Source organism: Micromonospora sp. RTGN7 (genome assembly GCF_033804645.1).
Lineage (GTDB): Bacteria > Actinomycetota > Actinomycetes > Mycobacteriales > Micromonosporaceae > Micromonospora.
In genome coordinates this window covers 71,048-97,306 of sequence record NZ_JAPZLF010000020.1, presented here as the reverse complement: position 1 = coordinate 97,306, position 26,259 = coordinate 71,048, and the positions used below count along the sequence as shown (strand labels likewise).

Annotated in this window: 24 protein-coding genes, 1 tRNA gene and 1 other RNA gene; 14 read left to right on the top strand and 12 right to left on the bottom strand. The window is 69.2% G+C overall.

The features are described 5' to 3' along the window. Nucleotides 1-52: 52 nt before the first annotated feature. From smpB to SNR22_RS24130, 3 genes are all read left to right on the top strand, one after another. Nucleotides 53-532: an SsrA-binding protein SmpB gene (gene smpB, locus SNR22_RS24140; RefSeq protein WP_320068934.1), complete on the top strand. Its 480-nt coding sequence runs from the start codon at nucleotides 53-55 to the stop codon at nucleotides 530-532. Between the two features lie 104 nt (nucleotides 533-636). Beyond that, nucleotides 637-1,012, top strand: a transfer-messenger RNA (tmRNA) gene (gene ssrA / locus SNR22_RS24135). A 127-nt stretch (nucleotides 1,013-1,139) separates the two neighbouring features. Further along, nucleotides 1,140-2,279, top strand: a complete 1,140-nt coding sequence (locus tag SNR22_RS24130) for a hypothetical protein (RefSeq protein ID WP_413775695.1) — start codon at nucleotides 1,140-1,142, stop codon at nucleotides 2,277-2,279. Nucleotides 2,280-2,480: 201 nt separating this feature from the next. Here SNR22_RS24130 and mdlC read toward each other — a convergent pair whose 3' ends face one another. Beyond that, complete coding sequence (gene mdlC, locus SNR22_RS24125; RefSeq protein WP_320068933.1) at nucleotides 2,481-4,076, bottom strand: benzoylformate decarboxylase; 1,596 nt, start codon at nucleotides 4,074-4,076, stop codon at nucleotides 2,481-2,483. A gap of 130 nt (nucleotides 4,077-4,206) precedes the next feature. After that, complete coding sequence (locus tag SNR22_RS24120; RefSeq protein ID WP_320068932.1) at nucleotides 4,207-5,010, bottom strand: S-methyl-5'-thioadenosine phosphorylase; 804 nt, start codon at nucleotides 5,008-5,010, stop codon at nucleotides 4,207-4,209. A 254-nt stretch (nucleotides 5,011-5,264) separates the two neighbouring features. On the opposite strand from SNR22_RS24120, the gene SNR22_RS24115 reads away from it, so the two are divergent. The 3 genes from SNR22_RS24115 (at nucleotide 5,265) to SNR22_RS24105 (ending at nucleotide 7,363) form a co-directional block, all read left to right on the top strand. Continuing rightward, entirely contained in the window at nucleotides 5,265-5,855 is a 591-nt protein-coding gene (locus tag SNR22_RS24115) for a YqgE/AlgH family protein (protein WP_320068948.1), read from the top strand. Nucleotides 5,856-5,944: 89 nt separating this feature from the next. Then, nucleotides 5,945-6,017 (top strand) — tRNA-Ala (locus tag SNR22_RS24110). A 404-nt stretch (nucleotides 6,018-6,421) separates the two neighbouring features. After that, complete coding sequence (locus SNR22_RS24105) at nucleotides 6,422-7,363, top strand: sulfotransferase domain-containing protein (protein ID WP_320068931.1); 942 nt, start codon at nucleotides 6,422-6,424, stop codon at nucleotides 7,361-7,363. 69 nt (nucleotides 7,364-7,432) lie between these two features. On the opposite strand, the gene SNR22_RS24100 is transcribed toward SNR22_RS24105, so the two are convergent. Beyond that, nucleotides 7,433-8,623 carry an MFS transporter gene (locus tag SNR22_RS24100; protein WP_320068930.1) on the bottom strand — a complete coding sequence of 397 codons (1,191 nt, stop codon included), beginning with the start codon at nucleotides 8,621-8,623 and terminating at the stop codon, nucleotides 7,433-7,435. Nucleotides 8,624-8,899: 276 nt separating this feature from the next. On the opposite strand from SNR22_RS24100, the gene SNR22_RS24095 reads away from it, so the two are divergent. After that, nucleotides 8,900-9,676, top strand: a complete 777-nt coding sequence (locus SNR22_RS24095) for a winged helix-turn-helix domain-containing protein (RefSeq protein ID WP_320068929.1) — start codon at nucleotides 8,900-8,902, stop codon at nucleotides 9,674-9,676. A gap of 35 nt (nucleotides 9,677-9,711) precedes the next feature. On the opposite strand, the gene SNR22_RS24090 is transcribed toward SNR22_RS24095, so the two are convergent. From SNR22_RS24090 to SNR22_RS24055, 8 genes are all read right to left on the bottom strand, one after another. After that, complete coding sequence (locus SNR22_RS24090) at nucleotides 9,712-10,668, bottom strand: LLM class flavin-dependent oxidoreductase (RefSeq protein WP_320068928.1); 957 nt, start codon at nucleotides 10,666-10,668, stop codon at nucleotides 9,712-9,714. Beyond that, nucleotides 10,665-11,744 carry a GNAT family N-acetyltransferase gene (locus SNR22_RS24085; protein ID WP_320068927.1) on the bottom strand — a complete coding sequence of 360 codons (1,080 nt, stop codon included), beginning with the start codon at nucleotides 11,742-11,744 and terminating at the stop codon, nucleotides 10,665-10,667. Before SNR22_RS24085 ends, SNR22_RS24090 begins: the two co-directional genes overlap by 4 nt. A 140-nt stretch (nucleotides 11,745-11,884) precedes the next feature. Next, complete coding sequence (locus tag SNR22_RS24080) at nucleotides 11,885-13,222, bottom strand: hypothetical protein (RefSeq protein ID WP_320068926.1); 1,338 nt, start codon at nucleotides 13,220-13,222, stop codon at nucleotides 11,885-11,887. Nucleotides 13,223-13,248: 26 nt separating this feature from the next. Beyond that, a complete protein-coding gene (locus tag SNR22_RS24075; protein ID WP_320068947.1) occupies nucleotides 13,249-13,863 on the bottom strand; it encodes a thiamine pyrophosphate-dependent enzyme in 615 nt (204 codons plus the stop codon). Then, on the bottom strand, nucleotides 13,860-14,363 hold the full coding sequence (locus SNR22_RS24070) for a thiamine pyrophosphate-binding protein (protein WP_320068925.1): 504 nt from the start codon (nucleotides 14,361-14,363) through the stop codon (nucleotides 13,860-13,862). Before SNR22_RS24070 ends, SNR22_RS24075 begins: the two co-directional genes overlap by 4 nt. An 8-nt stretch (nucleotides 14,364-14,371) precedes the next feature. Next, on the bottom strand, nucleotides 14,372-15,520 hold the full coding sequence (locus SNR22_RS24065) for a glycine amidinotransferase (protein ID WP_320068924.1): 1,149 nt from the start codon (nucleotides 15,518-15,520) through the stop codon (nucleotides 14,372-14,374). A gap of 37 nt (nucleotides 15,521-15,557) precedes the next feature. Beyond that, nucleotides 15,558-16,895: a DUF6002 family protein gene (locus SNR22_RS24060; protein ID WP_320068923.1), complete on the bottom strand. Its 1,338-nt coding sequence runs from the start codon at nucleotides 16,893-16,895 to the stop codon at nucleotides 15,558-15,560. Between the two features lie 45 nt (nucleotides 16,896-16,940). Further along, complete coding sequence (locus SNR22_RS24055; protein ID WP_320068922.1) at nucleotides 16,941-17,978, bottom strand: methyltransferase; 1,038 nt, start codon at nucleotides 17,976-17,978, stop codon at nucleotides 16,941-16,943. A gap of 422 nt (nucleotides 17,979-18,400) precedes the next feature. On the opposite strand from SNR22_RS24055, the gene SNR22_RS24050 reads away from it, so the two are divergent. Beyond that, nucleotides 18,401-19,561 (top strand): glycine amidinotransferase, encoded by a 1,161-nt coding sequence (locus tag SNR22_RS24050; protein ID WP_320068921.1) that lies wholly within the window; start codon nucleotides 18,401-18,403, stop codon nucleotides 19,559-19,561. A gap of 7 nt (nucleotides 19,562-19,568) precedes the next feature. Here the strand turns inward: SNR22_RS24050 and dpgD are convergent, their stop codons facing one another. Beyond that, a complete protein-coding gene (gene dpgD, locus SNR22_RS24045) occupies nucleotides 19,569-20,366 on the bottom strand; it encodes an enoyl-CoA-hydratase DpgD (protein WP_320068920.1) in 798 nt (265 codons plus the stop codon). Nucleotides 20,367-20,412: 46 nt separating this feature from the next. Between dpgD and dpgA the strand changes: the two genes are divergently transcribed. From dpgA to SNR22_RS24015, 6 genes are read left to right on the top strand one after another with little or no spacing between them, the layout of a single operon-like run. After that, nucleotides 20,413-21,486, top strand: coding sequence for a 3,5-dihydroxyphenylacetyl-CoA synthase DpgA (gene dpgA / locus SNR22_RS24040; protein ID WP_320068919.1), 1,074 nt, complete (start codon nucleotides 20,413-20,415; stop codon nucleotides 21,484-21,486). A gap of 20 nt (nucleotides 21,487-21,506) precedes the next feature. Beyond that, the gene (gene dpgB / locus SNR22_RS24035; RefSeq protein WP_320068918.1) at nucleotides 21,507-22,205 is read left to right on the top strand and encodes an enoyl-CoA-hydratase DpgB; all 699 of its coding nucleotides are present in this window, start codon (nucleotides 21,507-21,509) and stop codon (nucleotides 22,203-22,205) included. Further along, a complete protein-coding gene (dpgC, locus tag SNR22_RS24030; protein WP_320068917.1) occupies nucleotides 22,202-23,548 on the top strand; it encodes a (3,5-dihydroxyphenyl)acetyl-CoA 1,2-dioxygenase DpgC in 1,347 nt (448 codons plus the stop codon). The genes dpgB and dpgC overlap by 4 nt, the downstream gene beginning before the upstream one ends. Continuing rightward, nucleotides 23,545-24,834: a PLP-dependent aminotransferase family protein gene (locus SNR22_RS24025; RefSeq protein ID WP_320068916.1), complete on the top strand. Its 1,290-nt coding sequence runs from the start codon at nucleotides 23,545-23,547 to the stop codon at nucleotides 24,832-24,834. The genes dpgC and SNR22_RS24025 overlap by 4 nt, the downstream gene beginning before the upstream one ends. Further along, nucleotides 24,831-26,015 (top strand): cytochrome P450, encoded by a 1,185-nt coding sequence (locus SNR22_RS24020; RefSeq protein ID WP_320068915.1) that lies wholly within the window; start codon nucleotides 24,831-24,833, stop codon nucleotides 26,013-26,015. Before SNR22_RS24025 ends, SNR22_RS24020 begins: the two co-directional genes overlap by 4 nt. A 14-nt stretch (nucleotides 26,016-26,029) precedes the next feature. Then, nucleotides 26,030-26,221, top strand: coding sequence for a ferredoxin (locus SNR22_RS24015; RefSeq protein ID WP_320068914.1), 192 nt, complete (start codon nucleotides 26,030-26,032; stop codon nucleotides 26,219-26,221). The last annotated feature ends 38 nt before the right edge of the window (nucleotides 26,222-26,259 follow it).

The following is a 26,259-nucleotide window of genomic DNA, read 5'->3' as shown; positions in this document are numbered from 1 at the left end:
CCGCTCCCGGCCCTGATGGGCCGCGAGCCGCACGAGGGGGGAGGTGGCGCCGGTGCCACGGGAGAAGGGGCGCAAGGTCGTCGCCTCCAACAAGAAGGCACGCCACGACTACGCCATCCTCGACACGTACGAGGCGGGCATGGCGTTGACCGGTACCGAGGTGAAGTCGCTGCGGGCCGGGCGAGCGTCACTGGTCGACGCGTTCGCCCAGGAGCGCAACGGCGAGCTGTACCTGCACAGCATGCACATCCCGGAGTACACGCAGGGCACCTGGACCAACCACGAGCCCCGGCGCACCCGCAAGCTGTTGCTCAAGCGGCTGGAGATCGACCGGCTGATCGACAAGACCCGCGAGGGCGGCCTGACCATGGTCCCGTTGCAGGTCTACTTCTCCGACGGCTGGGCCAAGGTGGAGATTGCCCTGGCCAAGGGCAAGAAGTCGTACGACAAGCGCCAGGACCTCGCCAAGCGGGACGCGGACCGGGAGATCGCCCGAGCCGCCGGCCGACGAGGCAAGGGCATGGACGATTGATTCGTCCCGTTTGTCCGTCCGGCGCGCCCGGGGCGGGGCTCGGGATGAAAGCTGTTGCGGTACGCGTTAGGCTTGGTGTGCCGCCGACAGGGGCGGCCCTTCGAGGGGGTGACTGGTTTCGACTTCGTACGTTGCGGCAGGGGAAGCGAGCCGAGGAAGCCGACGTCGTCTCGAGAATCGGTCGTCGGAAACTTATAAGCGCCAAGAACAATCGCGCTGACTTCGCTCTCGCCGCCTGAGGCGAGTAGCTGAGTCTGTCGGCCTGGGAACGCCTTCGTCCCAATAGCCGGCATCAGTTAGAGGGCTGGCCAACCGGACCCGGTCGCGGGGTCCGTGCGGCGAGATTAATCAGCGGCTGGGCCCGTCACACCAACTCGCTCGCGTGAGCGGTGGGGCCGAGTAGAGACATAGCGAGCTGCGCTCGGAGAAGCCCTGTCAAACCGGCGAAGGACCCGGGTTCGATTCCCGGCACCTCCACTACCTGACCTGTGCGCCTCGGTCCACCTGGACCGGGGCGCACAGTCGTGTCCGGCCCCGGGCAGGCGGACGGGGCAACCTGGGCGGCCTGCTGGCAAGGCTCTCCCCGGCCGGTGGGCGGGAGGGACGGGTGGAACCGGGGCCGACCCTGGCGCGTCGAATGGGCATGTACCGAGTTCTCGCCCGTGTGGGCCTGCCCCTGTTCCTCGTCGCGGCCGGGTGTGCCCCGGCCGGCTCGGAGCCGGCCGCCGACGGCACGCCCCCCGGCGGCACCGACGCCCGGGGGGAGGCGTTCCACCAGCGGGCCGTCGAGGTGGCCGAGGCGTGGCGGCCGGGACCGACCTGGACCTCCGGATACGTGCCGCTGCAGGACCCGACCGTCCTGCTCGGCGACCCCGGCTTCACGTCGCAGACCGAGCAGGCGTTCCGGAACGGCTGGTACCGGGAGCAGATCGCGATGCCGACCGCCGCGCCGGCCGACGCCGCGATCCGCTTCCCCGACGGGGCACTGACCGTGCCGCTGGTCAGTGCCGCCTCTGCGTACCGGCAACTCGACCAGGGCGACCCGCCGCCGTGCGAGGGCCGCCCGCAGGCCCCGACGCCCGAGAAGCGGCCGGGCTTCCGGCCCAAGCCCGAGTCCACGTCCGGGCCGATCATCGAGCCTGGCCCGGACGGCCCGATCATCAGGCCAGGCCAGGACGGCCCGATCATCAGGCCCGGAACGGCCGGTCCGATCATCAAGCCCGGAACGGCTGGTCCGACCGTTGAGCCTGGCCCGGACGGCCCGGTGAGCAGTGTGCCGTCGGCCGGCTGCGTGCCGCTGACCGTCACCGCCGTGCGGCTCGGCACCGCGCCGGTGCGCACTAGCCGGGGCGAGGCGCAGGTGCCGGCCTGGGTCTTCACCGTCGAGGAGCTGAAGGCCCCGGTGGCCCGGCTCGCGGTCGCGCCCGGCTCGGTCACCGCGGTGCCCCGGGGCGTCGCGCCCACCGGGCCGGCGCCCGACGACGTGGTTGGTGCCCAGGACCTCCAGGCTATCGACGGGGCCCGGCTGACCTGGCGGATCGGCGTGGGTGCCTGCGACACCGGGGCTACCCCGCTGGTGCGGGAGCGCGACGACGTGGTGGTGGTCGGCGGCGGCGTCAACCGGTCCACCGGCATCTGCACCGATCAGCTACTGCTCAAGTCGGTCACCGCCACCCTCAAGGCGCCGCTCGGCGACCGGACTGTGCTCGACGTGGCCACCGGCGCGCCGCTGGTCGTGCACCCCTGAGCCGCCCGCTCGGGGCCGTGGCCTGCTTCGACCGTGCGCTCTCCGGCCGCGTTCTCGTCCGGGCAGTCCGGGCAGTCCGGGCAGTCCGGGCGGTGGGGGGCGGTAGCGCGAACGGGGCAGCTCCCTAGGGGCCAACATGGCCGTGGTCCGGCCTGGGGGTGGTTCGGCACAGCGGTGGTCCGGCCCGGAAATGGCTCGTGCTCAGAGCAGCCCCGGCACGTCGGTGCTGATCGGCACCGACAGCACGGTTGGCCGGTCCGCGTTGAGTGCGGCGCTGAGCGCGTCGCCCAACCGGTCGGGCTCCTCGACGACCGTGGCGGCGCAGCCGTACCCCTTGGCTATTGCGGTGATGTCCAGTCCGGGCAGGTCCAGGCCCGGGACCCCGGGGGTGTGCTTCAGCTCGGCGAACGACTTGAGGATCGCGTACTGCTGGTTGACCGGCACCACGACGGCGAGCGGCAGGCGCAGCCGCGCCGCCGTCCACAGGGCCTGCACCGAGTAGTGGAACGAGCCGTCCCCGATCACGGCGACCACCGGACGGCCCCGCCCGGTGTCCCGCTCGGCCAGCGCGATCCCCACCGCCGCCGGCAGCCCGAAGCCGAGCCCGCCGCTGGCCATCGTGAAGTACGAGGCGGCCCGGGTGATCGGCAGCCGGCGGCGCAGGGCGGCCAGGTTGGACGGCGACTCCTGCACCAGCACCCCGTCGGGCGGCCAGTGTCGGGCCAGGGTGGCGAAGAGACCGTCCGGGCTCAGTGGCGGGCCGAGGTCGGGCGGTCCCGGGGCGGTCCGGGGCGGCGGAGGCGGGCGCTCGGCGGCCGGGAGTAGGTCGACCAGGGCGGCCAGGGTCAGGCCCGGATCGCCGAGCAGGCTGTCCCCGACCGGGGCCCGGGCCGCCTCCTGCGGGTCGTCGGTGATGTGCAGCAGGCGGGTGCCGCTCGGCAGGTAGTCCCCCGGCACATGCGGGTAGTAGCGGAACACGGGTGCCCCGACCACCAACACCAGGTCGTGCCCGCGCAGCGCCTCCGCCAACGGCCCGATCGCGTACGGCAGCACGCCCCGGAAGTGTGGGTGGTCCTCGGGGAACGCGGCCCGCTCCGGGGCCGGGGCGGACCAGACCGGGGCGGCCAGCCGCTCGGCCAGCGCAACCGCCGCCGGCCACGCCCCGGCCCGGTCGATCGCCCCACCGAGGACGAGCGCGGGGGACCGGCTGGCGGACACCCGGGCGGCGAACTCCCGCAGCCGGGTCGGGTCCGGGGCGTACCGGGTGGCCACCGTGCGCACCTCGGGCGCCCCGGCCGACGGCTGGTGCCAGTCGTCCAGTGGTAGGGATAGGTAGACCGGCCCGGCCGGCGGCTGCACCGCCGTGGCGTACGCCCGCATGAACGCCGCCGGGATGTCCTGCGCGCGGGGTGGCTCGTAGCCCCACTTGACGTACGGCTGGGGCAGTTCGGCGGCCCGGAGGTTGGTCAGCCGGGGCTCGATCAGCAGCATCTCCCGGGTCTGCTGGCCGGCGGTGACGATCAGCGGTGTCTTGTTGTGCCAGGCGGTGGCCAGGTTGCCCATGCCGTTGCCGGTGCCCGGCGCGGTGTGCAGGTTGACGTGGGCGGGACGGCCGGTGGCCTGGGCGTACCCGTCGGCCATCCCCACGGCGGACGCCTCCTGCAGGGCGTGCACGTAGTGGAAGTCGGCGGGGAAGTCCTGGAGGAACGGTTCCTCGGTGGAGCCGGGGTTGCCGAAGACGGTGGTCAGATTCAGCGCCCGGAGCAGGTCGTACGTCGTCTCGCGGACCGTTGCCATCGGTGGGCCTCCGTGCCGCGGCGCGGGCTGCCTCCCTGCCGGAGACGACGCGGCGACCGGCCCCCGACCTGCCGAATCTATCGGGAGTAGGCTCACCTATCGCGCGATTCGCCCCAGCCCGCGGAGATCATCAGGGGAGTGGGAACGGGAGCGTGATCCCGTCCAGCGCCCGCCCGCACGGGCAGTCCCGCCCCGTCGGCAGGGCGGCGACCGCGTCCAGCAGCACCCCGCGCAGCCGGTCGGTGTTCTCGCCGAAGACCCGGAAGACCTCCTCCTGGGTCACCGACTCGCTGCTCTCCACCCCCGCGTCGTGGTCGGTGACCAGCGCGATCGGGGTGTAGCAGAGGGCCAATTCCCGGGCCAGCACTGCCTCCGGGTGGCCGGTCATGTTGACCACCGCCCCGCCGATCGCGGTGAACCAGCGGGACTCCGCCCGGGTGGAGAAGCGCGGCCCCTCCACGACCACCATCGTGCCGCCGTCGACCGCCGGCACGCCCCGACCGGCCGCCGCGTCGAGCAGCGTCCGGCGACCCACCGGGCAGTACGGGTCGGCGAAGGTCACATGCACCGCGCCCCGGTCGTAGTACGTCTGGACCCGGCCGCTGGTGCGGTCGATGAGCTGGTCCGGCACCACGAAGGTGCCCGGCCCCAACTCGGGGCGCAGCCCGCCGACCGCGCACGGGGCCAGCACCTGGCGCACTCCCAGCGACCGCAGCGCCCACAGGTTCGCCCGATACGGGATCAGGTGCGGTGGGTGCCGGTGGTCGCGCCCGTGGCGGGGCAAAAACGCCACCCGCCGGCCGCCCACCTCGGCGATTGTGACCGCGTCGGACGGTTCCCCGTACGGGGTCTCCACCCGGTGCTCCGTAGCGCCTTCCAGGAGGGCGTAGAGCCCCGACCCACCGATCACCGCGATGTCCGCCGTCGGCCCCATCGTCGCCCCTTCCCGTCCCACTCGATCACCCAGCGCTCAGACCTTAACCAGCGCCCCGGGCGCAAGCTATGGTGCCAGGCATGGCGTTGACAACACGGATGAGCGCGGAGTCCCGTGCCGACCGGGTGTGGCCGGCCGAATCCTCGGCCGCACCCCCGGCTGGTCTCGATGTCGGTGCCGTCCGGTCCGGCCGTGGCGCCGCCGTCCGGGGCGACGTCCCTCGCCCCCCGGCGCACGGCTGACCCATGTTTGACATGCAGGGAGAGAACCAGGCGATCGGCGGGCGTGCGATGGAGTCGATGACCGGACGGCTGCTGGTCGCGACCCCGACGTTGAAGGACCCGAACTTCGATCGCACGGTGGTGCTGCTCGTCGCCCACGAGCCGGGCGGGGCGCTGGGCGTGGTGCTCAACCGGGCTACCGAGGTGCCGGTCGCCGACGTCCTTGGCGACTGGAGTCACCTGGCCAGGGATCCGGCAGTGCTCTTCGAGGGCGGCCCGGTGCAGCCGGACTCGGCGATCTGCCTGGCCCGGCTGCGTGCCCCGGTCAAGCGGCTGCGCGGCTTCCACCAGGTTTCCGGCGCCGTCGGCACCATCGATCTCTCCGCCGACCCGGAACGGATGCGGGAGAGCATCGGCGGCATCCGGGTCTTCGCCGGATACTCGGGCTGGGGAACGGGCCAGTTGGAGCAGGAGGTCGAGGACGGATCCTGGTTCGTCCTCGACGCGCTGCCCGGGGACGCCTTCGTCGAACGCCCGGACGACCTGTGGCCGATGGTGCTGCGTAGGCAGGGCGGAATGATGGCGGCGGTCGCCCACTTCCCGCCGGATGTCGCGCTCAACTGACCCCTACGGCACGGGGCCCCGCGAGATGACCATGCGCCCCGGCGTGTGTATAGTTCTCTCCGTGCCCGGGAGATCGGGGACAACAGCAAGGGGCCGTGGCGCAGCTGGTAGCGCACCACACTGGCAGTGTGGGGGTCAGGGGTTCGAGTCCCCTCGGCTCCACCCAAACCGCAGGGGCGGGGGGCGGAGTGTAGTAAACCTGTATCGCCCCCCAGCGGCTGGTATAAATAAACGCAAATTGGAGGGGAGCGCCCCGGCCGTGGCGGAGCGTGGTGGCTCCCCGCCCCCCCCGCCCCCGCCCCCCCGCGGGGGGGCGCGCCCCCCCGGGGGGCGGGGCCCGCCCCCCGGCGCCCCCCCCCCCCCCCCCCCCCGCCCCCGCGCCCGCCCCCCCCCCCCCCCCCCCCCCCCCCCCCCCCCCCCCTGCGGTGTTTCACTACATCTCGTAGCATGGCTGTCCGCCCCGGGCGATTTGTCCTTTATCGGCGTCGCCACCCACGCCCTGCCGATCAGGGTCAGGGTGGTGGCTCACCAGATCTAGATCGATTATTGTCGATAGTATGTATGGTATGTCGAAGCCCGCCGCACCTGCTGTCGAAGCTGACTCTGTCGAAGCCGACGAGGTCGTGCGTTACCGCTCCACTCAGGACGATAGCGCTCGATGGACGGGGTTCCCGTTCCGAGATGGCGACATCGTGATCAGCACGTGCCCGAAGAGCGGTACCACCTGGATGCAGATGATCTGTGCCCTACTGGTGCTGCGTACTCCACAACTGCCGGTGCCGTTGGCGCAGCTCTCACCATGGCTCGATTGGTTGCTGGAGCCGCGTGTGGAGGTGCTTGCCCGGCTGGCCGCCCAGTCGCACCGACGGATCATCAAGACCCACACCCCGCTCGACGGCATCCCGCTCGATGACCGGGCCACCTACGTGGTGGTCGCGCGTCACCCGTTGGACGCGGCGGTGTCCCGTCATCATCAGAGCGGCAACCTGGACAGGCGCCGGATCCGGCAGTTGACCGGCCAGTCCGAGCCGATCGAGCCGCCCGCCCCCACACCGCCGCCGCTCGAATGGCTGCTGGCCTGGATCGACCGCGACGGCGATCCGCGGCAGGACTCGAACTCTCTGCCCGGCGTGATGTGGCACCTCTCCGACGCGTGGGCACGTCGGGACAGGCACAACATGGTGCTGGTGCACTATGACGACCTGCAGTCCGATCTGTCGGGCGAGATGCGCCGATTGGCCACCCGGCTCGGTATCGACGTACCCGAGCAGGAGTGGCCAGGGCTGGTTGAGGCGGCTTCTTTCGAGCGGATGCGTCGGCATGCCGACGTGCTGGCACCGGACACCGTCAGCGTTTTCATCGACCGCACCGCATTTTTCCGCAAGGGGCGTTCGGGCGAAGGCCGGCGACTCCTCACTCCGGAGGAGATTGAGCACTACCACCGACGCGCGGCGCGATTCGCTCCGCCGGACCTGCTCAAGTGGCTACACCGGCCGCTTGCCGACTGACGCCGGGTCGGGGTCTGCGTCGTCATGACCAGGTCTCTCGATCGGCGCGACGACCGGTCGGAGACCTGCTCAGGCAGCGACCTTCTCGATCCGGGAGGCGACCACCGATTGCCGCAATGCGGGCGTGAGGGCAAGCGTCACCAGCAGCGATGCGACCGCCATGACACTGATCGCGGTACCGATCGGGACGAACTGCGCGACAAGACCGGCGAGCGTCGCACCCACCGCCTGCATGGTCAGCAGACCGGACGTGTGCAACCCGAGCGCCTGGCCCCGGGCGTCATCCGGGGTCAGCGCGATGAGGAGGTCCTGTAGCAGCAGCCCCGCGCTGAACCCCATGGCGGCCACCGCCAGCAGGAGCGCCGCGACCGGTACCGGCAAGGGAAGCACGAAGAGGAGGATCGGGGCCGCGAGGAGCAGACGTAGCGGGGTGAACAGGCGTGTCCGCCACCGTCGGGGCACGAACCGGCCCACGATGGTGTCGCCGGCCAGCATCCCCAGCGCAGTGGCAATGAACAGCACACCGGCGGAGGTTGGTGCGAAGGGTACGTACAGGGCCTCACATCCCACGATTAGTCCATTGGGAACCCAGAGCGCGAGGTAGATGTGGCGGCGGGCGGGCAGGGACCACAGCCGACGGTTGACCCGCCAGGTTTCGCGGACTGAGGGCCGTCCGGTGGCCCGCGGTGGGCGGGCGGTGAGACCGAACCGCACGATGGTCGCTCCGACGAGGTAGAGGCCGGCGCTCACCAGCAGCGCCTGCCGGGGCGACAGGAGCGCGACCAGGACGCCGCCGAGGGCGTACCCGCTGATCTGCATCACTCCGAGCAGCATGTTGAAAACGGATCGGGCGAGGATGTAGCCGCCGTCCGGCACGATCTCGCCCAGCAGGCCCCAGCGCACCCCGCCGGTCACCGAGTTGACCAGGCCCAGACCGAAGATGATCAAAAACATCCCCAGGATCGGCATTCGCGGTGCCGCCATGCCGAGCGTGCCCACCGCGAATAGCAGCGCGACCGTGGCCAGTGCGGTCCGTGGTGGTAACCGGTCTGCCGCGGAGAGCAGGGTGGTGGCGCCTACCACCTGGGCGAAGGAGGAGCCGAACAGGGCCAGAGCAGCCAGCAACGGCGAGCCGGTCGCCGCGTAGACCAGCGTGCTGAGCGCGAGTCCGCTGACCGTCATCGCCGCGATCTGCACGGCGCTGGCCGCGAAGAGCGGCCGGAACTCCGGGACCCGGAACAGCTCACCATACGTACGCATGACGGCAGTCTCGATCTCGGGCACGCGGGAAGCTACAGTTTCGCAAGGAGGCGAAATATGGGGGTGTGGCAGATCGGGACGGACACTCTGGCGCAGAGCCGGTTCACCGTTTCCGCCCTCGCCGAGACCGTCGCAAACCTCCACCTCCTGGACGGGCGGGCTACGGCCCTCGGACGACGTGCTCACTCACCTGCCCAGACGGCCGCCTATCGGCAGCGGCTTGCCGCCGATCCGGTGGTTGCCCTGTTCGTCCGCAACGTTGTCAAGCCAACCTGGATGCCTGACTTCATGAGCCCGCCGCCGCGCCTGGAGGACCGGACCTTCCACGACGAGCTCCGATCGGTCCGCCAGACGCCGCCCGGGGTCGCCCACGCCGAGATGGCCACCGCGTTGGGCGGCTCGGTCCCCGCCACGCTCGCCGTACCGGACCTACCGGACCGGGTCGCCGACCTGCTGCAGTGGGTGTGGTGCCACACCGTCCGACCAGACTGGCCGAACCGACGGCGGATCTTCGAGGCCGACATCGTGTCCCGAACCCAACAGATCAGCGTCGGAGGCTGGGCCGCCGCGCTGAGCGGGATGCGGCAGGGGATGCGCTGGCTGGGCGACGGACGACTACAGATCAACACGTACGAGAACCCGCCACGCGACCTCGCCGGCGCGCAGCTGCTGCTCATCCCGACCACGGCCCAGCGCGGCTGGGTGGCCTGGGACCAACCGCACCGGTACGCGGTGGTGTACCCCTGCCATGGCCTGCTCGCCGAAGCAGAGCAGGCCATGGCGCCCTGGGCACTCGGTGCGCTCCTCGGCCCGGTCCGGGCCGGTGTGCTCAGCCAGTTGAACGCGCCGAGGAGCACCACCCAGCTCGTCGCCCTGAGCGGCTTCGGACTGGGCACGGTGGGTCGCCACCTCAAGATCCTCCTCGACGCCCGGCTGGTCCAGCGTCGCCGCTCCGGGCGGTCCGTTCTCTACTACCGGACATCCGCCGGCGACCATCTCGTCCACATCCAGACGGCAGCCGACGCGCCCTCGGGCAGGCGCTCCGAGCACTGACCGGCGGCCCCGAGGGACGTGGCCGGCGGGCCGCGCTACGCCCCGCCCCGGGCGAAGACGGCCAGCGCCTGCCGTACCGCGTACTCGAACGTGTCCGGATCGCCGTGGAAGATCCCGGCCGGGCGGGGATGGTTGACCACGACATCGGTGAAACCCAACTCGTGGCAGCGCCCGACCACGTCGACAAAGCGTTCTACCGACGCGTACGGATCCGGCACCACCCTGCTCACGTTGACCAGCTTGCCGATGTGGCCCGGATCCCGCCCGGCCCGCTCACACGCGACGGCCAGCTGCCCGATCTGACGCCGAAGCACCTCCCACCCGTCCGCCTCGGATCGCTCCCCGGGCCGAGCGGCGTCCCCGATCGTCACCCAGGTCTCGGCGAACCGGGCAGCGAGCCGCAAGCCCCGCGGCCCACTTGCCGCGAGCGCGAACGGGACCCGCGGACGTTGCACGCAACCGGGCACCATGTCCGCCTCCACCGCCTGGTAATACGCCCCATGGAAGGTGGTACGCGACTGGCGCAGCAGCCCATCGGTGAGGGTCACGAACTCCTCGAACCGATCGCCCCGTCGTACGCCCTCGACCGCACCCATCACCCGCGCGTCCGCACCGTCCGCCGCCCCCGCCCCGATGCCCAGGACAAACCGCCCGCCGGAGATCTCGTCCAGGGTCATCACCTGCTTGGCCATCGGCACCGGGTGACGGATGTTCGGCGACGCGACGAGCGTGCCCAACCTGATTCGCCCTGTCACGGCCGCGACCGCGGTCAGCGTGGTCAGGGAGTCGTACCACGGGGTGCCCCGCAGCGACCGCCACGAGAAGTGGTCGAAGGTCCAGGCGTGGTGCAACCCCCACTCCTCGGCCGCGCACCAGATCCGCCGCGTCTGCGGCCACCCGTACTCCGGGAGCACCACGACGCCGAGACGGACCAGAGGATCGCCCCCCGGGGTGCCGCTGGGCCGGCCGGTCACCGCGATCTGTCCGGTCATACGTCACCGCTACCGGTCCGGAGCGCAACGGTCTCGCCGGTGGCCGGCTCGCCGGCCATGAACGCGTCCAGGTCGACCAGCCGTGCGCCGCGTACTCCCGGCGCTTCCCACCGCAGATCGGCCCGCGCCGGCCGTTGCGCGTCATGGAAGTAGACGGCGTCGAGGCCACCGCAGGGGGAGTGCACCAGCATCGGGTTGGCAACCAGGAAGTCCCGGACCGGGGGGCTGTCGCGGCGGATGTGCAACCAGAGGCGCTTGCCCGCGAAATGGTTGTTAGGGAGGGTGACCTCGGGATGCAGCTTTCGCTTGAACTGAAAGATCCCCTTGCTGAGGAACGGTTCGCAGCCGGAGAGATCAACCCGGGTGAACCCGTGGTCGGCCGCCCACTGGAGAGTGAGGATGTAGAGGGCCATGTACGTGCCGGACCGGTACGGCTCATCGGCGCCTTCCCGTACCCCGGCCAGCCGGATGACGAGCACGCCGTGCTCCTGTCGGCACAGCAGGCCGGCTACCCGCTCCCCCGACTCGCGCAGGAATAACAGCGCCCCACCGCGGAAGAGGCATTGGCGCGCGGTCGCCCGGGACTCCGTCCTCGTCGCGGACGCGTGCCGCCGCTGCATGGTTGGCATGTGCATGCGGTCGTAGAACAGATCGAAGTCCCGGTCCAGCGTCGCGACTTCGAGGCTGCGGGAGCGCGACCGTAACTCTCGCGCATGCTGTTGACGGGCCTTGCGGGAGACCCGTCGCAGCACCGCGGTCGTATCCTCGTCGAGCGGCACCACCAGCGTGATCCGCAGCGGCAGGAGCAGGCTCCGTGGCACCGACTCGGGCGGCACCCTGCCGGAGGGACAGCCTACGGCGAGGATGTCCGCCGTTGGTACGGACCGCCCGGCGAAGATGTCCGCCCAGGAGGCGGCGTGCCGTCGGTGCTGCCCGGTCGGCCCACGCCGCTGTTCCAGGAAGGGAAGGACGTAGCTGAGCCCCTCGGTTAGCCCCGCGTAGGCAAGCGTCGGCCCGCCTGCGGCCGGTACCGACTCGGTCACCTGGGGGCGGCTGCTGCGTATCGCGTCGACCATGTGGTGCGCACCCACGACCCATGGCCGGGCGCTGTTTCGCCATCCGTACGTCAAGCTGCGAGCGTTCATCGGCTCTCCCACCACCGGGCCCGATCTGCCCGGCCTCGACGTCGTACCCGACGTAGCGGCTTCGCCGCCCTTCAGACCGGACTCGGGAACAGACACGCGAGCCTGGCACCGGACCGCACCGTGATCGCACCGGGCTCGGTCGCCCGGTCGAACCGAACCAGGCAACCGGTGGCCTCGCCGCCGATGCTGAACGGACTCAGCACCGAATTGGCGGAGACCACCTCCGTCTCGCCGGACTCATCGAGCATCACCCGCACCGGATGGCGTACCACCGGCACGATCTCCTGGACTACGTAGTACTCCGACGTCACGGCAGAGTCGACCAGTTCCACCCACCGGTCGGGAGCGGTGCGGGTGCCGAAGTGGACCTCTTCCGACGAGAATCCCGAGGCGCCCTTGAGTATGAACAGTTCCTGCCGCTCGATCACCAGTCGCGGCAGTTCGAAACGCTTTCCCCGCCACCAGACCCACCGGTCGCCCATCACCCTGCTCCACGGAACGAACCGTTCGACCAACGCGTGCTCCTCGGCGGACATCCACGGCAGTCCCTCCGAGAGCAGGGCGAGCACCTTCTTGGAGTCCACCAGGCGGGTGGTCTGCGACGGAAACATCCGCAGACCCGACCGCAGCGCCGTGACCAGCGCGGAGAGGCTCCAGCCCGAGGCCTGTGCCTCGTTCTCGCACACGTGGACCAGACCGAGCAGCCCCGCGAGCGTCGCGGGTGGACCCAGGGCGTCGAGCAGTTGGTCGAGCCGCACGAACCGGGTCGGTACGCCGTGCTCCCGCAGCCGCTCGACCTGGATCTCGAAGAAGCGGTCGCTCACACTAGGGTCCTCGATGCTGCCGACGAGCAGTGCCGCCGGATCGATCCCCAGTTCCGCGCAGATGCGCCCGATCAGCCGGGCGTACAGCGCGAACGGGTCAGGACTGGACAGCTTGGGCCCGCCGGCCTCGGCGCTGAGTCGCTGCCAGGCCCGGCGGTGGACGTCGAACTGCACCATGCCCCCGAAGCTGGCGCCGACGTTGAACTCTAGGAACCGGGGGCCGTCCTCGGCGATCAACACGTCCGCGCGCCCCATCTCGGCGCAGTACCGCAGCTCGAAGGCATCGTCCTCGATGTCACGTGGATGCAATCGCGGGTCCAACCCGAGCGCAGCCATCCGTCCGGCCGCATCGGGTGCCAGGTAGGTCACGGCCCGGCGTTGCAGGTCAAGGAGCTGCACGGTCGCCTTGAGCAGTTCCCGGTACGACTCGGGCGGCACCACGACAGGCTCCACGGCGACCGGGTAGCCGCCCATGGACACCCCGCGCATCTCAGTCACGATCGTCTCGGCCACCCTGGCCCAGTCAAATTTCTGGTTCGGCTCCGACCCGGAGCCGAACCACGGACGGGCCACTGTCAAGGTCATATGGAAGTACGTCCTTTCCCGAAACCTCAGGTGGCCGAATCGTCGATCGGCTGGCGTGGCGTCGTCGGCCGGTCCCGGCACGAGGCGAGATGGCCGCTGAACCCGAGCTGGTGTTGCGAGAGGTCGGCCTCGATCCTAGGCGGCGGACCGGGCTCGTCCCGTTCGGTGAGCTCGCAGTGCACGAATGTGGGGGTCGCGCACCCGGGCAGTTCGCTGTGCAGCAACTCCCTGAACTTGTTCAGGTCATCGACGTGCCAGACGTCGGAGTATCCGGCGGCTTCGGCGAGCCCGGTGAAGTTGACGCGCCGCGACGGGACCTCCTGACCTCCAGTGGATTCGTACTGACCGTCATCGAGGACGAGGTGGAAAAGGGGGAGGTGGACGAACGCGCCGGCGGTGATGAGGCAGCCGGGGTTCATGGCCAGTGCCCCGTCACCGTCTACAACGACGACGCGTCGGCCTGACGACAACGCGATGCCGGTGCCGATCGAGGCCGCCAGTCCCATGCTGCCGGTCATGTAAAAGTGGTTCGGTCGGTTGGCCAAGTGCTTGGCGATCCGGCTCGAATACCCGGTGGTGAAGATGATCGGCTCGGCGGACGTTGCTTCGATCACCGCACGGACGGCTGCTGTCTTGTTCATGCCCGCCACCCGAACAGCGCCGGGGGAACGAGCAGCGCAGCCGGTTGGCGGCGCTCGACGACGAGGCCATGGGCCCAGCCGACCTGTGCGGCGAGGTTCTCCTCGTCGAGGTGGGCGGTCGGGATTCCGGCCTGGGTGAGTATCGGTTCGGTCAGCCGTCCCATGACGATGTTCTCAGTGGTGAAATCCGGAGGTGCGCCGCGCATGCTGACGACGAGCAACATCGGAATCTGGTACGGCACGATGAGTGAGGCGATGGCGTTCACCGACTGACCGAGGCCGGAGTTCTGCATCAGGACGACGGGGCTCTTCCCCGCCATCGCGGCACCGGCGGCGACACCGACCGCGTTGTCCTCGCGCGACACGGTCCACAGGTTAGCGGCGGCTTCGAGTCGGCCGTAGAGCGGCGCCAGGATGCCGCAGGGTGTGCCGAAGAACGGCGCGAAATCGTGCTCCAGCAGGGCCTCGGAGAGGGTGGACGCACAGTCGAGGACAGCCATGAAGCCTCCTAGCTGAGGTAGTCCTCGGCGCCGCCGGTCCGGGCGGTGTCGAGGGTGAAGCAGTGGAAGCCGCCGCCGAAAAGACGGCGATGCCTGTGCCGCGCCGGTACTACCGTGAACCTCTTTTCCTCCAGCACCTGGATCAGGGTCTTGCAGGCGTCGTTTACCAGAACCGTGTTCTCGTCGATCGAGAGCAGGTTGAGATCGATGTACGGGCTGGCGGGAATCGGGAAATCGTTGTCGTACTGCGGGTAGTCGCTCACGTCCGGGACCGGCGCGACGATCACGTCCCACTTGCGTAGCTGCTCCGGCAGGAAGTCCAGCACCCGCTCGGACCTGATGAGCAGCGTGCCCGGCCGCAGCGGAAGGACCACGCTGTCGATGTGGCTCTGGGTCAGCTTGTGCATCCGGTGGACCCGGAACCGCCCGTCCAGGTGCCGTTCCAGCCAGTCGCACGCCAGCGCGTGGTTGGCATTGGAGATGTTGACGATCAGGTCGCGGCCGAGCCGGAGACAGTTCGCGCCGTCAATCATGATCTCCGGGCCGACGTCGTACGCCGACGGCTGCGGATTCACCGGCACCTCGATGTTGGGAGCCGCGTTCGCGACGTTCTCCGGGTCGAACGATGCGTCGGTCATCATCGGCCGGGGCATCGTGGTCCAGCGGGCGCCCTGCCGGAAGTACTCCATGAAGATCGGCTTGAGGAACTGCGTCTCGAAGTACCGGGCGCGCAGGGTCGGCGGCGTCTCGATGATCTCGTCGCCGAGGATCAACGTGTTGTCCCGTACGTTCAGCGGCGGAGTGACCGGCGCCGACCAGGCGGGCGTCGCCACGTCCTTCGGATCCGGGTCGAGCGGCATCGGCCTGAGCACCGTCACCGACAGGGAGTCGAGAAGGGCGGCGACGCCCTCGATGTCCTCAATGAGTTCGCCGAGGAAACGCCTCTTCATCGCGAGCAGCCGTGGCTCGTTCCGGGTGGCGCGGGAAGCACCGTCGTACCAGTCGGTGATGCTCGGGTAGTAGCCCTTGGCGCCGGTGAGGTTGTCGCTGACGAACATGTCGAACGACAGGTCCTGGACGCGTTCGACGTAGTTCGTCGCCGATCCGAGGATGACCTCCCTCAGCGGCGAGAAGTCGTCGTAGCTGTTCAGGCGCATCGGGGACGGTCCCTTCCTCGGGGAGCGGCGGTGGAGGTCACAGCTCGGTGGCGTCGAGCAGGACGTTCTTGAGCGAGTCGTCGTCGGTGTCGACCTCGTGCATGTCGCGCAGGGTCAGCTCGTCGAAACTACCGACCGAGTAGCTGCCGGAACCGTGCACGACGATGTCGTTCTCCGGCACCAGGTCGCGGTCGATCGCGTTCAGGATCCCGGTCATCGCCATGATCAACGACCACTCGCGGATCGCCGTCGGATTCGCCGGAACGTGCATACCCGCGTTCCCCAGCAGGGCGCGTACCTGGCCGTAACGCTCGAGGCACTCGGCGAGGGAGACGACCACCCCGCCGCCGCCCTGGTGGTGGATCAGCGTGTTCATCCGGGGTGAGGTGACCGGGGTTCTGGTGTAGAAGGTGGGGTCCAGCGTCTCCCGCGGATCGAAGGTGACCGCCGGGAAGCGTGGGTCCTGCCGCTGGACGTAGCGACCGGACTCCGGATCGTAGGAGTAGTCGGGCGCGTGGCCCGGGTCGAACTCGCCGTTGTGGTACAGGCTGATCACCATGTCCGGCGCGGCCAGGTGCTGGACGAGGAAGTACCGCGACGGCAGTCCGGCCCCGCCGAACCGCTCCCGGCCGTACGCGTGTCCGAGCAGCCCGTACGCGCTGGACACGGCGTGCACGTGCAGCCGCGGCTCGTCCGCGTCGGGCGCGAAGAACTCGGCCTCCGCCAGCGCGCGCACCACGTCCGCAGCCAGGTAGTTCTCCAGCTGAAGCGTGTACCAGAGGTTGGTCTTCGCCCTCTTCTCCAGGCTGCCCCCGTGCTTGTCGATCATGTTCCGGGCGATCGTCTTCACGGTGCCCGCCACCTCACCGCGGTACACCGCGATCGGGTTGCGTGCCCGGAGGTACGGGTCGGTGAGCAGCTCGGACGCGCGCATCTTGTGCACCGAGCCGGCCGGTACGACGACCGCCACGTTGAGCTGGTCGGCCGTGACGAGGCCGGCGTTGAGCGCCCGCAGCACCGCGTCGCGCATGGCGACCGCCTTGTTGGCGGAGGACGGCGTGACGATGGTGACCCGCTCACCGGTGCTCTGGATGTACCGGACCGCGCGGGCGACGATGACCAGCGAGGCGAACGTCTTGGTCGTCATCGTGCCGGGATTGCGCGTGAGGTCCAGCAGCGTGAGGTTCTTGCCGCGGTATTGCCCTATCTGACTGTGCATCAGCTCCGAAGCCGAAAGGTACTCGCGTACCGGGGGCGTCAGTTCGGGCAACTCGGCACCGGGCGAGAACTCGTTCGACTCCGATTTACCGAGCAGCGCGCGAAGTGCGTCCTGGACCTGCGGGTAGTAGTGAGCGAGAGCATTCTCGAGAAGCATGTGGAGAGCCTTTCGGGATTCCGCGCCGGTTTTTGTGCCCGCGTGCTACTTGGTTCCCATGCTGAGGCCGTGCTCGAAAGGAAGACCGCGGACCGTCGTCACGTCACGGAAGCCCACCTGACTCAACCAGCCTTCGTAGTCCGTTGCCGGATACGCCATGCCCTGCCCACTGGCGAGAACGTTGAAGTAGAGGCCGAGTCGTGCCGAGAAGATGCCGCTGGTCTCGTCGTCGGACACGTTGTAGCCATAGAGGAACACGCGTCCGCCGACCGGAAGGACGTCGAACGCCTTCTTCAGCATCGCCAGGATCTGTTCGTCGGAGAAGATCTCCAGCACGTGGCTGAAGAGGACGGCATCGGGACCGAGTGGGAATTCGTCGGTGAACATGTTGCCGGGCAGCAGGTCGACCCGGTCCGCCAGCGGGGTCGTCTTGCCGTCGGCGAGCCTGGACACGCTGGGGATGTCGAAGATCGTCGACTTGAGCTGGGGGTGACGCGCCACCAGTCGGATCGAGGTCGTGCCGTCACCGCCGCCGATGTCGAGCAGATGCCGCACCTCGGCGAACTCGGGCCGCTCGACCAGCGCGTCGACCGAGCGCAGCGTGAAGGCGCTCATCGCGCGGTGGAACACCGCCTCAAGCTCGGGGTTTCGGGAAAGCCGCTGGTAGAGCGTGGGTTCGTCACCGGGGTAGGCGTCGAGCGCCGTGTTGGTTCCCGCCCGCAGGGCCTTCGTCATCTGGGCGAAGGCAGGGTAGTAGACCTCCTTCCAACCGACAACGACATGCGCCCAGCTGTCCTCGTCGTCGGAGGCCAGCAGATTTCGGGCGACGTCCGAGTTGACGTACCGGCCGTCCCGCCTGCCGAGTAGACCGGTCGAGCAGACGGCCTGCAGCAGGACGCGCAGTTGATGACGCGGGAGGTTCGTGAATTCGCGGATCTCGTCGAAGGTCGCCTCGGTCCGGTCGGCAAGGAAATGGAAGATCCTCAACTCGACGGAGGTGGCCATCGCGTTGAACAACGCGGGAGCGTTCATCAGAAACTGGAACCGATCGTAGACAGGGTCGTCCTCGTGTTCGGCGCGCATACTTCACCGCTCCTGTGTTTGAGGCAGTAAGAATCCCAGGGGCCGCAATGTCCAAGACTGGGCCGCGGGTCATCGTCGCCGCAGCCGGCCTGCTCGTCGAACCCCAAATCTTTTCTCTCGAAAACCCCCGTTCGTCCCCGTTCGGCCTCGTCCATAACCCGCAGTACCGATTGAGCTGACTGAATGGGTGAGGCTTGTTGGCGACACTACCTGAAGACCTAAACGGCCCGTCAGGCGAAGCGATGTGACATAGATCACATTTACTATGATGATTGGGTCCTGGTGAACTCCACCGGTTGTGGGTCTGGATAAAAACGTCTTCCAGGTAGCGCCTTGCGCCTCCGCAGAATTTGCGGTACGACTTGATTGCTGTGCTGGCACGGCCGGCGCGGGCGAATCAAATGCGGCATTGGGGGAAGCGCATGCAGCTCAACAGCTTTGATGAGTGGTCGCCCCTCAAAGAAGTGATCGTCGGCTCGGCTGAGAACTACGTTTCACATGAACGCGAGCTGTCGTTCGACCTGTTTTTCCACGACAACATCAGGGAGAACAAGTCGTTCCGGACCGAGTGGTATTACCCCCGCCTGTCGGCCCGCGCCGGCACCGCCCCGGCGCGCGAACCCGGCCGAGTCCCGATCAAACAGCGGTACGTCGTCGAGCTGTGCGAAGACCTCGAAGAGATGAGCAAGACCCTGGAGTCCCTCGCGGTGACCGTCCACCGGCCGGTCGGCCTGGACTTGTCCACCGTGGAGGTCACGACGCCCGCCTGGTCCGCGGCCGTCGCCCCGCCGCTCAACGTGCGGGACAACACGCTGATCCTGGGCGACGAGATCATCGAGACACCGCCGATGATCCGCTCACGGTACTTCGAGACGCAGCTGCTCAAGCCGATCTTCGCCGAGTACTTCCGGCGGGGCGCGCGGTGGACGGTAATGCCGCGCCCGCTGATGACCGACGCGTCCTTCGACCTGTCCTACGTTCGTACCAGCACCGCCGGCGGACCGACCGAACCGATCGAGAACCCGCAGCCGTCTTCGTGCGACGTGGGGTTCGAGATGATGTTCGACGGCGCGCAGTGCCTGCGGCTCGGCCGCGACCTGGTCGCCAACATCTCGACGGCCAACCACGCGCTGGCGTGCGACTGGCTGGAGCGGCACCTCGAAGGACGATTCCGCGTCCACCGGGTGCACCAGCTCAGCGACAGCCACATCGACAGCATGGTGCTGGCGTTACGGCCGGGCACACTGCTGGTGCGGTCCGCAGCGGTCATGGAAAGACTTCCCGAGGCGTTACGCCGGTGGGACCACATCGTCGCCCCCGAGCCGGAGGGCGACAACTTTCCCCGGTACGACGACGATGATCTGATCCTCACCAGTCCGTTCATCGACCTCAACGTGCTCTCCGTCGACCCGGAGACGGTTCTGGTCAACGATGCCTGCCCGGAGCTCGCGCGCACGTTGGAGCGCAACGGGTTCACCGTCGTGCCGGTCCGACATCGCCATCGGCGGCTGTTCGGCGGTGGCTTTCACTGCTTCACGCTGGACACCGTTCGCGAGGGCGGCGCGGAAGACTATCTCGGCTGATGCGCGGTCAGCGAGCCTCCCATCGCGGTTCGCGCTTCTCCACGAACGCGAGCGGCCCCTCGACGGCGTCCCTGCTGTGCATCCGTCGTTCCTCCCAGTGGAACCGAGTTGAGAAGGCGGTCTCCAGTGGCATGGTGACCGACTTCGTCGCGGCTTCCTTGATCGCCCGAACGGACAGTGGAGCGCAGCGCAGGATGTCGGCGACCCACCCGTCGACGCACGCGTCGAGTTCGTCGGCGGGCACCACCTCGTTGACGAGGCCGAGTTCGAAGGCACGCTGCGCGGTCATCGGCCGGCCGGTCAACAGATGGCCCATCGCGGTGCGCCACGGTAGCTGCCTGCTCAGCCGGAACAGGCCGCCCGCGCCCGCCATCAGGCCGAGCTTGGCCTCGGGCAGCGCGAAGGTGGCGTCAGTCGACGCGATCACGATGTCGCAGGCCAGCGCGAGCTCGAAGCCACCGCCCATCGCGTACCCGTGGACCTTGGCGACCACCGGCTTGGTCAGATCGAACCGCTCGGTCAGCCGAGGCCAACCGGGCTTGTCGCGACTGCCGAAGGTCGCCGTGCCCGCCGTGCCCGCCCGCACCCGTTCGGCCAGCTCCTTCAGGTCCTGGCCGACGGAGAAGGCCCTGCTTCCCGCGCCGGTAAGCACGGCCACCCACATGTCGTCGTCGGCCTCGAAATCGCTCCAGATCCGGGCGAGTTCCTTGTGCATGCGCAGGTTCATGGCGTTGAGGACCTCGGGCCGGTCAAGGGTCACCACAGCGACGTGGCCGTCCTTGTCATAACGCACTCCGTCGGACACGACGACGAGTGTAGCCCGATCCGACCTCATCGGAAGGAACAGGACTGTGAGCTTGGCGGTAGAAGTTCGGGTTGATTCCCCCCGCATTGTGGGGGTCGGCACCGCGGTGCCGATGACGTCATACAGTCAGCGTGAGCTGCTGGACGAGTTCGAAATTGTCGACCCGCGGATAGAATCGGTATTCCTCAACAGTGCGATCGAACGCCGCGGGCTCACACTGCCGCCGCTCGGGCCCGATGGCTCGAGGTCGGTGGAGACGCAGGGCACCCTGTTGCGCAAACACCTCACGAACGGCCTGGCGATGGGGAGAGAAGCCGTCGAGGCGTGCCTCAAGGACGCCGGCGCGACGCTCGCCGACGTCCGCTACCTCTGCTGCGTCTCGTCGACCGGACTGCTCACACCCGGGTTCTCCGCGTTGCTGATCAAAGAGCTTGGCATCAGCGTGCACTGCTCACGTCTCGACGTGGTGGGCATGGGGTGCAACGCGGGCTTGAACGCCTTGACCGCGGTGGCCGGCTGGGCGGGAGCCCGCCCGGGTGAGCTGGCGCTCATGGTCTGCATAGAGGCGTGTTCGGCCGCGTACGTCTTCGACGGCACGATGCGCTCCTCGGTGGTCAACAGTCTGTTCGGCGACGGCGCGGCCGCAGTGGCGGTGCGGTCGGGTGGCAGCGCGCCAACCGGGCCCGCGCTGATGCGTTTCTCCAGCTGCATCATTCCCGAGGCCGTCGACGCGATGCGTTACGACTGGGATGACGACCACGGCAAGTTCAGCTTCTTCCTCGACCAGGACGTGCCGTACGTGGTCGGTGCGCACGCCGAGCTCGCACTGGAGAAACTGCTCGGCGAAATGGGGCTCCGACGTTCCGACATATCGCATTGGGTCATCCATTCCGGCGGCAAGAAGGTGATCGACTCCGTGCGTGCGAACCTCGGGCTCTCCCGGTACGACGTGCGGCACACGACCGGCGTCCTCCGTGATCATGGGAATGTGTCGAGCGGGTCCTTTCTCTTCTCGTACCAGCGGCTGCTCGCCGAGCAGACCACGGCGCACGGCGACTACGGCGTCCTGATGACGATGGGGCCCGGATCAACCATTGAGATGGCCCTGGTGGCCTGGTGACGGAAGGGAGGGCCGCCGCGATGAGCGACAATCTCGAACTGGCGCGGGTGTCCGACGGGCTCGGACTCACACTGAAGGTCGACGTGACCCGACCGCTCGCGGAGCTGACCGCCGCGGTGAACGCGGTCTGCGACGAGGTGGAGAAGTACACCGAGCGGACCGTCGTCGTGTTGCGGCTCGACGGCGCCCGCGCGGAGAGCCGGATGTGGCCGGGCGCGGTCGGCATCCGCGACGTCAACCGGTGGGAGCGGGCGGTCCGCAGGCTGGAGCGGCTCCCCGCGGCGAACGTCGTTGTCGCCAGCGGCCCCTGCGGGGGCCCCGCACTGGACCTGTTGCTGGCGGCCGACTTCCGCATCGGCGCGCCGGACCTGGTGCTCGTGCTGCCGGTGAACGACGGACACTTCTGGCCGGGGATGTCGGTCTACCGGCTGGTGCAGAACCTCGGGGTCGCCCGGGCCCGGCAGATCGTGATCTGGGGAATGGACATCTCGGTGGCGAAGGCCTCCGAACTCGGACTGGTCGACCAGGTCAACGAGGACCTCGACACCGCGGTCCATACCGCGATCGTGCTGATGGGCCGCGTGTCCGACCAGGAACTTGCGGTGCGCAGGCAACTGCTGCTCGAGGCCCCCGCCGCCGAGTACGACGACGCGCTCGGCGTGCACCTGGCCGCGTGTGATCGGGAACTGCGGCGGCTGGCTGTGGGGGCCGGGTCGTGATCGCGAACCGTGCCCCCGCGTGGGACGTGGCAGCCCCGAGCTTCACCGGCGTGCTCGACGACGACGCGCGGGCGCTGGCCGAATTCGCCGCCGCCGGAGAGGACGTGCTGACCGGGTTACCCGCGAAGGCCGAGCGGGACCCCGCGCAACGGCGGGTAGCCGACGATGTGCTCACCGCCTGCCGGACCGCGCGCCGCGCGTTCCTCTCCCGGCACGTGGAGGCCCTCTACGATCTGCTCACCGACCGCCGCACCAGCTATCTGCGGCTGCCCGTGTTGGTGGCCGCGGCGGCCGAGCGGTTCCCGGGGCTTGTGCCGTCGGCGGCGCAGATGGCAGCCGAGCTGGACCGGGTCCAGGCGGACAAGGAAGGCAGGGAGATCGACCAGGGCATCTTCTGCGCCGCGGTGCTGCGGTCGGCCACGGCCGGGAGCCACCTGATCGAGGCGATGCTCAGGCCCACGCCGCGGGCGCTGCAGTTGCTGGAGGGTTTCCGGCGTACGGGCGTGGTGGAGCTGGATGCCGCCCTGATCGAACGGCAGGGTGACGCGGCCGAGATCACCTTTCGCAACGCCCACTGTCTCAATGCCGAGGACGCCGGGTTGATCGCCGACCTGGAGACAGCGGTCGACCTGGCCCTGCTGGACGATCAGGTGCGCGTCGGGGTGTTGCGCGGCGGGGAGGTGGATCACCCCCGCTACCGGGGCAAGCGGGTGTTCAGTGCGGGCATCAACCTCAAGGACCTGCGTAACGGCGCAATCCCGTTCCTCGAGTTCCTGATGGGCAGGGAACTCGGCTACATCAACAAGATGTACCGGGGCCTGCTCGTCGACCCGGCGGCGGGCGCCTGGTCGGATCGCACCGTGGTGAAGCCGTGGATCGGTGCGGTCGACTCGTTCGCCATCGGTGGTGGCATGCAGCTGCTGCTCGTGCTCGACCGCGTGATCGCCGAGGCCGACGCATACCTCAGCCTTCCGGCGGCCGAGGAGGGCATCGTGCCAGGGCTGGGCAATCTCCGGCTCACCAGGCTCACCGGGGCACGGCTCGCCCGCCAGGTGGTCCTGGGCGGACAGAAAATCCACGCGGCGACCGCCCAGGGTCGGCTGCTCTGCGACGAGGTCGTCGCGCCGCAGGACATGCGTGCGGCCATCGACCGCGCCGTGCGGGAGCTCAGCGCCCCGGCCGTGGCCGCGAACCGGCGGATGCTGACGCTCGCAGAGGAGCCGCTGGAGGTGTTTCGGGAGTATCTGGCCGAGTTCGCACACGTTCAGGTGCTCAGGGCGTACAGCGGCGATGTTCTGGCCAAGGTCGAGCGGCGTTGGCAGCGGTCGGGATCGGTCCGATGACCATCGCCGGGCTGGACGAGGCATCCCTGCACTCGTCGCTGCGGGATCCGCTGCTGGGATCGCTCGGGTTCCTCAACGAGGTGATGGACAGATACCCGGACGCGATCTCCTTCGCCCCGGGCGCACCGCACCCGGAGTTCCTTACCGACCTCGACGTCCAGCGCTACATCGAACGTTTCCTGGACCACCTGCGCGGCGAGGGCCGCACACCTGAGCGGGCGCGGCGGCTGCTCTACGAGTACGGCCCCGGGCGGGGGCTCATCAACGACATCGTCTCCGACGCCCTGCGCCACGACCAGGAGATCGAGGCGGACCCGACGGCGATCGTGATCACGGTCGGCGCCCAGGAGGGCATGCTGCTGGTGCTGCGTGCGCTGTTTCGGTCCGGCGAGGACGTGCTCGCGGTGGCGAATCCCTGCTTCGTCGGGATAACCGGGGCGGCCCGGCTGCTCGACCTCGAGTGTGTCGCGATCGGTGAGACGCCAGCGGGCATCGACCTCGACGCGCTCGCGACGGCGTGCCGGGAGGCCCGGCGCGCGGGTAGGCGGCTGCGCGCGTGCTACGTCGCACCGGACTTCTCCAACCCCGGCGGCAGCCGGATGACCCTGGCGGCGCGGATGGAACTGCTCGCGCTCGCTGAGCGCGAGGACTTCTACGTCGTGGAGGACAACGCGTACGCGTTCACGGCCGCGGGCGACGCGCAGTTGCCGCCGCTCAAGGCGCTGGACTCGGGCGGCCGCGTCATCCACATCGGCACATTCGCCAAGGTGTGCTTTCCGGGCGCGCGGGTCGGGTACGTGGTCGCGGACCAGCGGGTGGGCGACACCGGGAGGGTGCTCGCCGACGAACTCGCCGCGATCAAGACCGTGGTCACGGTGAACACCTCACCGCTCTGCCAGGCGGTGATCGCGGGCATGCTGTTGGAACACGGCCGCTCCCTGCGTGAACTCTCCAGGCGCAAGTCCGAGCTCTACCAACGCAATCTCCACCACCTGATCGGGGCGCTCGACTCATGCCTCGGTGAGGTGCGGTCGAGCCGGGTGAGCTGGAACCACCCGGGCGGCGGGTTCTTCGTCCGGATGCACCTGCCGGTCCCGGCGGACGCCGACCTGCTGGAGACGTCGGCGAGCAGGTACGGCGTGCTCTGGACCCCGATGGCCCAGTTCTATCTCGGCGGCGGAGGCGAGGAGCAGTTGCGTCTGTCGTGCAGCTATCTCGACATCGACCAGATCGACGCCGGGGTGCTTCGCCTGGCCGAGTTCCTGAAACAGGAGGTGGGGGTATGAAGCCAGTACGACTGCCCACGGCGCGGGTCACTCCGTTCGACCCGCCCGTCGAGTTGGCGGAGTACCGGGAGGACGCGCCGATCCGGCCGATGGTGTATCCGGACGGGCATGAGGGCTGGCTGGTGACCGATCACGGCCTGGCCAGAAAGATCCTGTCGGATCAGCGGTTCAGCGCCCGGTCGGAGTTCAAGCGGGCGCCGGTGGCGCGGCCGAGCGCGGACCCGTTCTTCGGGGCGCCGGCCTTGCCCGGTTGGTTGGTGGACATGGACGCCCCGGAGCACACCCGGCTGCGGTTGCAGCTGGCCGGGAAGTTCACCGCCAGGCGGATGAAGGAGATGCGGCCGTTGCTGGATCGGATCGTCGACGACCAGCTCACCGTGATGGAGGCGCACGGGCCGCCGGCCGACCTCGTCTCGCTGTTCGCGCTGCCGGTGCCGTCGCTGGCGATCTGCGCGCTACTGGGGGTGCCCTACCGCGAGCGGGCGGAGTTCCAGCGCAACAGCGCGACGTTGTTCAGCCTGGAGGCCGACGCGGAGGCGGCTGCGCGGGCGATGGACGCGCTGTACGCGTTGCTGCGGCAGCTGACCAAGGATCGCGACGTCGACACCGGCGGCCTGCTGAGCATGCTGGCGGCGGAGGGCACGCTCGACGCCGAGGAGATCGCCGGTGTGGGGGTGCTGCTGCTGACCGCCGGCCACGAGTCCACGGCGGGCTCGCTGGGGTTGAGCACGTTCACCCTGTTGTCGCATCCGGAGCACCTGGCCCGGCTTCGGGCCGATCCAGAGCTGATCGGCAACGCGGTCGAGGAGCTGTTGCGGTACCTGACGATCTTCCACTTCGGGGTGCCGCGTACCCCGTTGGAGGACGTGGAGTTCGAGGGGCACCTGTTGCGGACCGGCGAGTCGATCACCATCTCGCTGCCCGCGGTGAACCGGGATCCGAGCTGGTTCGCCGAGCCGGACCGGCTCGACTTCGACCGCAGGACGGCGGGGCACATGGCGTTCGGGTACGGCATTCACCAGTGCCTCGGGCAGAACCTGGTGCGCATGGAGATGCGGGCCGCGCTGCCGGCGATCTTCCAGCGCTTCCCCCGGCTGGCGCTGGCCGTCCCGCCGGAGCAGGTGCGGCTGAAGACGGACGTCAGCGTCTACGGCGTACACGAGCTGCCGGTCACCTGGTGAAAGGGGAGAGGCACATGCGGATCACGGTCAACAGCGACAACTGCGTCGGCTCCGGGCAGTGCGCCCTCGCGCTGCCGGAGCTCTTCGACCAGGACGACGTCAACGGGAAGGTCGTTCTGCTCGACGACCAGCCCTCCGCCGAGTGGCACGACGCCGTGCACGAGGCGGCGAGCCGTTGCCCGGTCCAGGCGATTACCGCGAGGTGAACGTGCACGAGCCGGCGGGTCGAGCGCGCGGGTCGCGG

Bases quoted from the DNA above. Each gene is read 5' to 3' on its own strand.
- SNR22_RS24080 (WP_320068926.1), bottom strand. From the start codon at position 13,222: ATGACCTTGACAGTGGCCCGTCCGTGGTTCGGCTCCGGGTCGGAGCCG.
- SNR22_RS24075 (WP_320068947.1), bottom strand. From the start codon at position 13,863: ATGAACAAGACAGCAGCCGTCCGTGCGGTGATCGAAGCAACGTCCGCC.
- SNR22_RS24090 (WP_320068928.1), bottom strand. From the start codon at position 10,668: ATGACCGGACAGATCGCGGTGACCGGCCGGCCCAGCGGCACCCCGGGG.
- SNR22_RS24120 (WP_320068932.1), bottom strand. From the start codon at position 5,010: ATGGGGCCGACGGCGGACATCGCGGTGATCGGTGGGTCGGGGCTCTAC.
- SNR22_RS24060 (WP_320068923.1), bottom strand. From the start codon at position 16,895: ATGCTTCTCGAGAATGCTCTCGCTCACTACTACCCGCAGGTCCAGGAC.
- dpgB (WP_320068918.1), top strand. From the start codon at position 21,507: ATGAGCGACAATCTCGAACTGGCGCGGGTGTCCGACGGGCTCGGACTC.
- SNR22_RS24095 (WP_320068929.1), top strand. From the start codon at position 8,900: ATGCCTGACTTCATGAGCCCGCCGCCGCGCCTGGAGGACCGGACCTTC.
- SNR22_RS24105 (WP_320068931.1), top strand. From the start codon at position 6,422: ATGTCGAAGCCCGCCGCACCTGCTGTCGAAGCTGACTCTGTCGAAGCC.
- SNR22_RS24085 (WP_320068927.1), bottom strand. From the start codon at position 11,744: ATGGTCGACGCGATACGCAGCAGCCGCCCCCAGGTGACCGAGTCGGTA.
- SNR22_RS24015 (WP_320068914.1), top strand. From the start codon at position 26,030: ATGCGGATCACGGTCAACAGCGACAACTGCGTCGGCTCCGGGCAGTGC.
- SNR22_RS24065 (WP_320068924.1), bottom strand. From the start codon at position 15,520: ATGCGCCTGAACAGCTACGACGACTTCTCGCCGCTGAGGGAGGTCATC.
- mdlC (WP_320068933.1), bottom strand. From the start codon at position 4,076: ATGGCAACGGTCCGCGAGACGACGTACGACCTGCTCCGGGCGCTGAAT.
- SNR22_RS24115 (WP_320068948.1), top strand. From the start codon at position 5,265: ATGCAGGGAGAGAACCAGGCGATCGGCGGGCGTGCGATGGAGTCGATG.
- SNR22_RS24070 (WP_320068925.1), bottom strand. From the start codon at position 14,363: ATGGCTGTCCTCGACTGTGCGTCCACCCTCTCCGAGGCCCTGCTGGAG.
- SNR22_RS24100 (WP_320068930.1), bottom strand. From the start codon at position 8,623: ATGCGTACGTATGGTGAGCTGTTCCGGGTCCCGGAGTTCCGGCCGCTC.
- SNR22_RS24025 (WP_320068916.1), top strand. From the start codon at position 23,545: ATGACCATCGCCGGGCTGGACGAGGCATCCCTGCACTCGTCGCTGCGG.
- SNR22_RS24050 (WP_320068921.1), top strand. From the start codon at position 18,401: ATGCAGCTCAACAGCTTTGATGAGTGGTCGCCCCTCAAAGAAGTGATC.
- SNR22_RS24055 (WP_320068922.1), bottom strand. From the start codon at position 17,978: ATGCGCGCCGAACACGAGGACGACCCTGTCTACGATCGGTTCCAGTTT.
- SNR22_RS24020 (WP_320068915.1), top strand. From the start codon at position 24,831: ATGAAGCCAGTACGACTGCCCACGGCGCGGGTCACTCCGTTCGACCCG.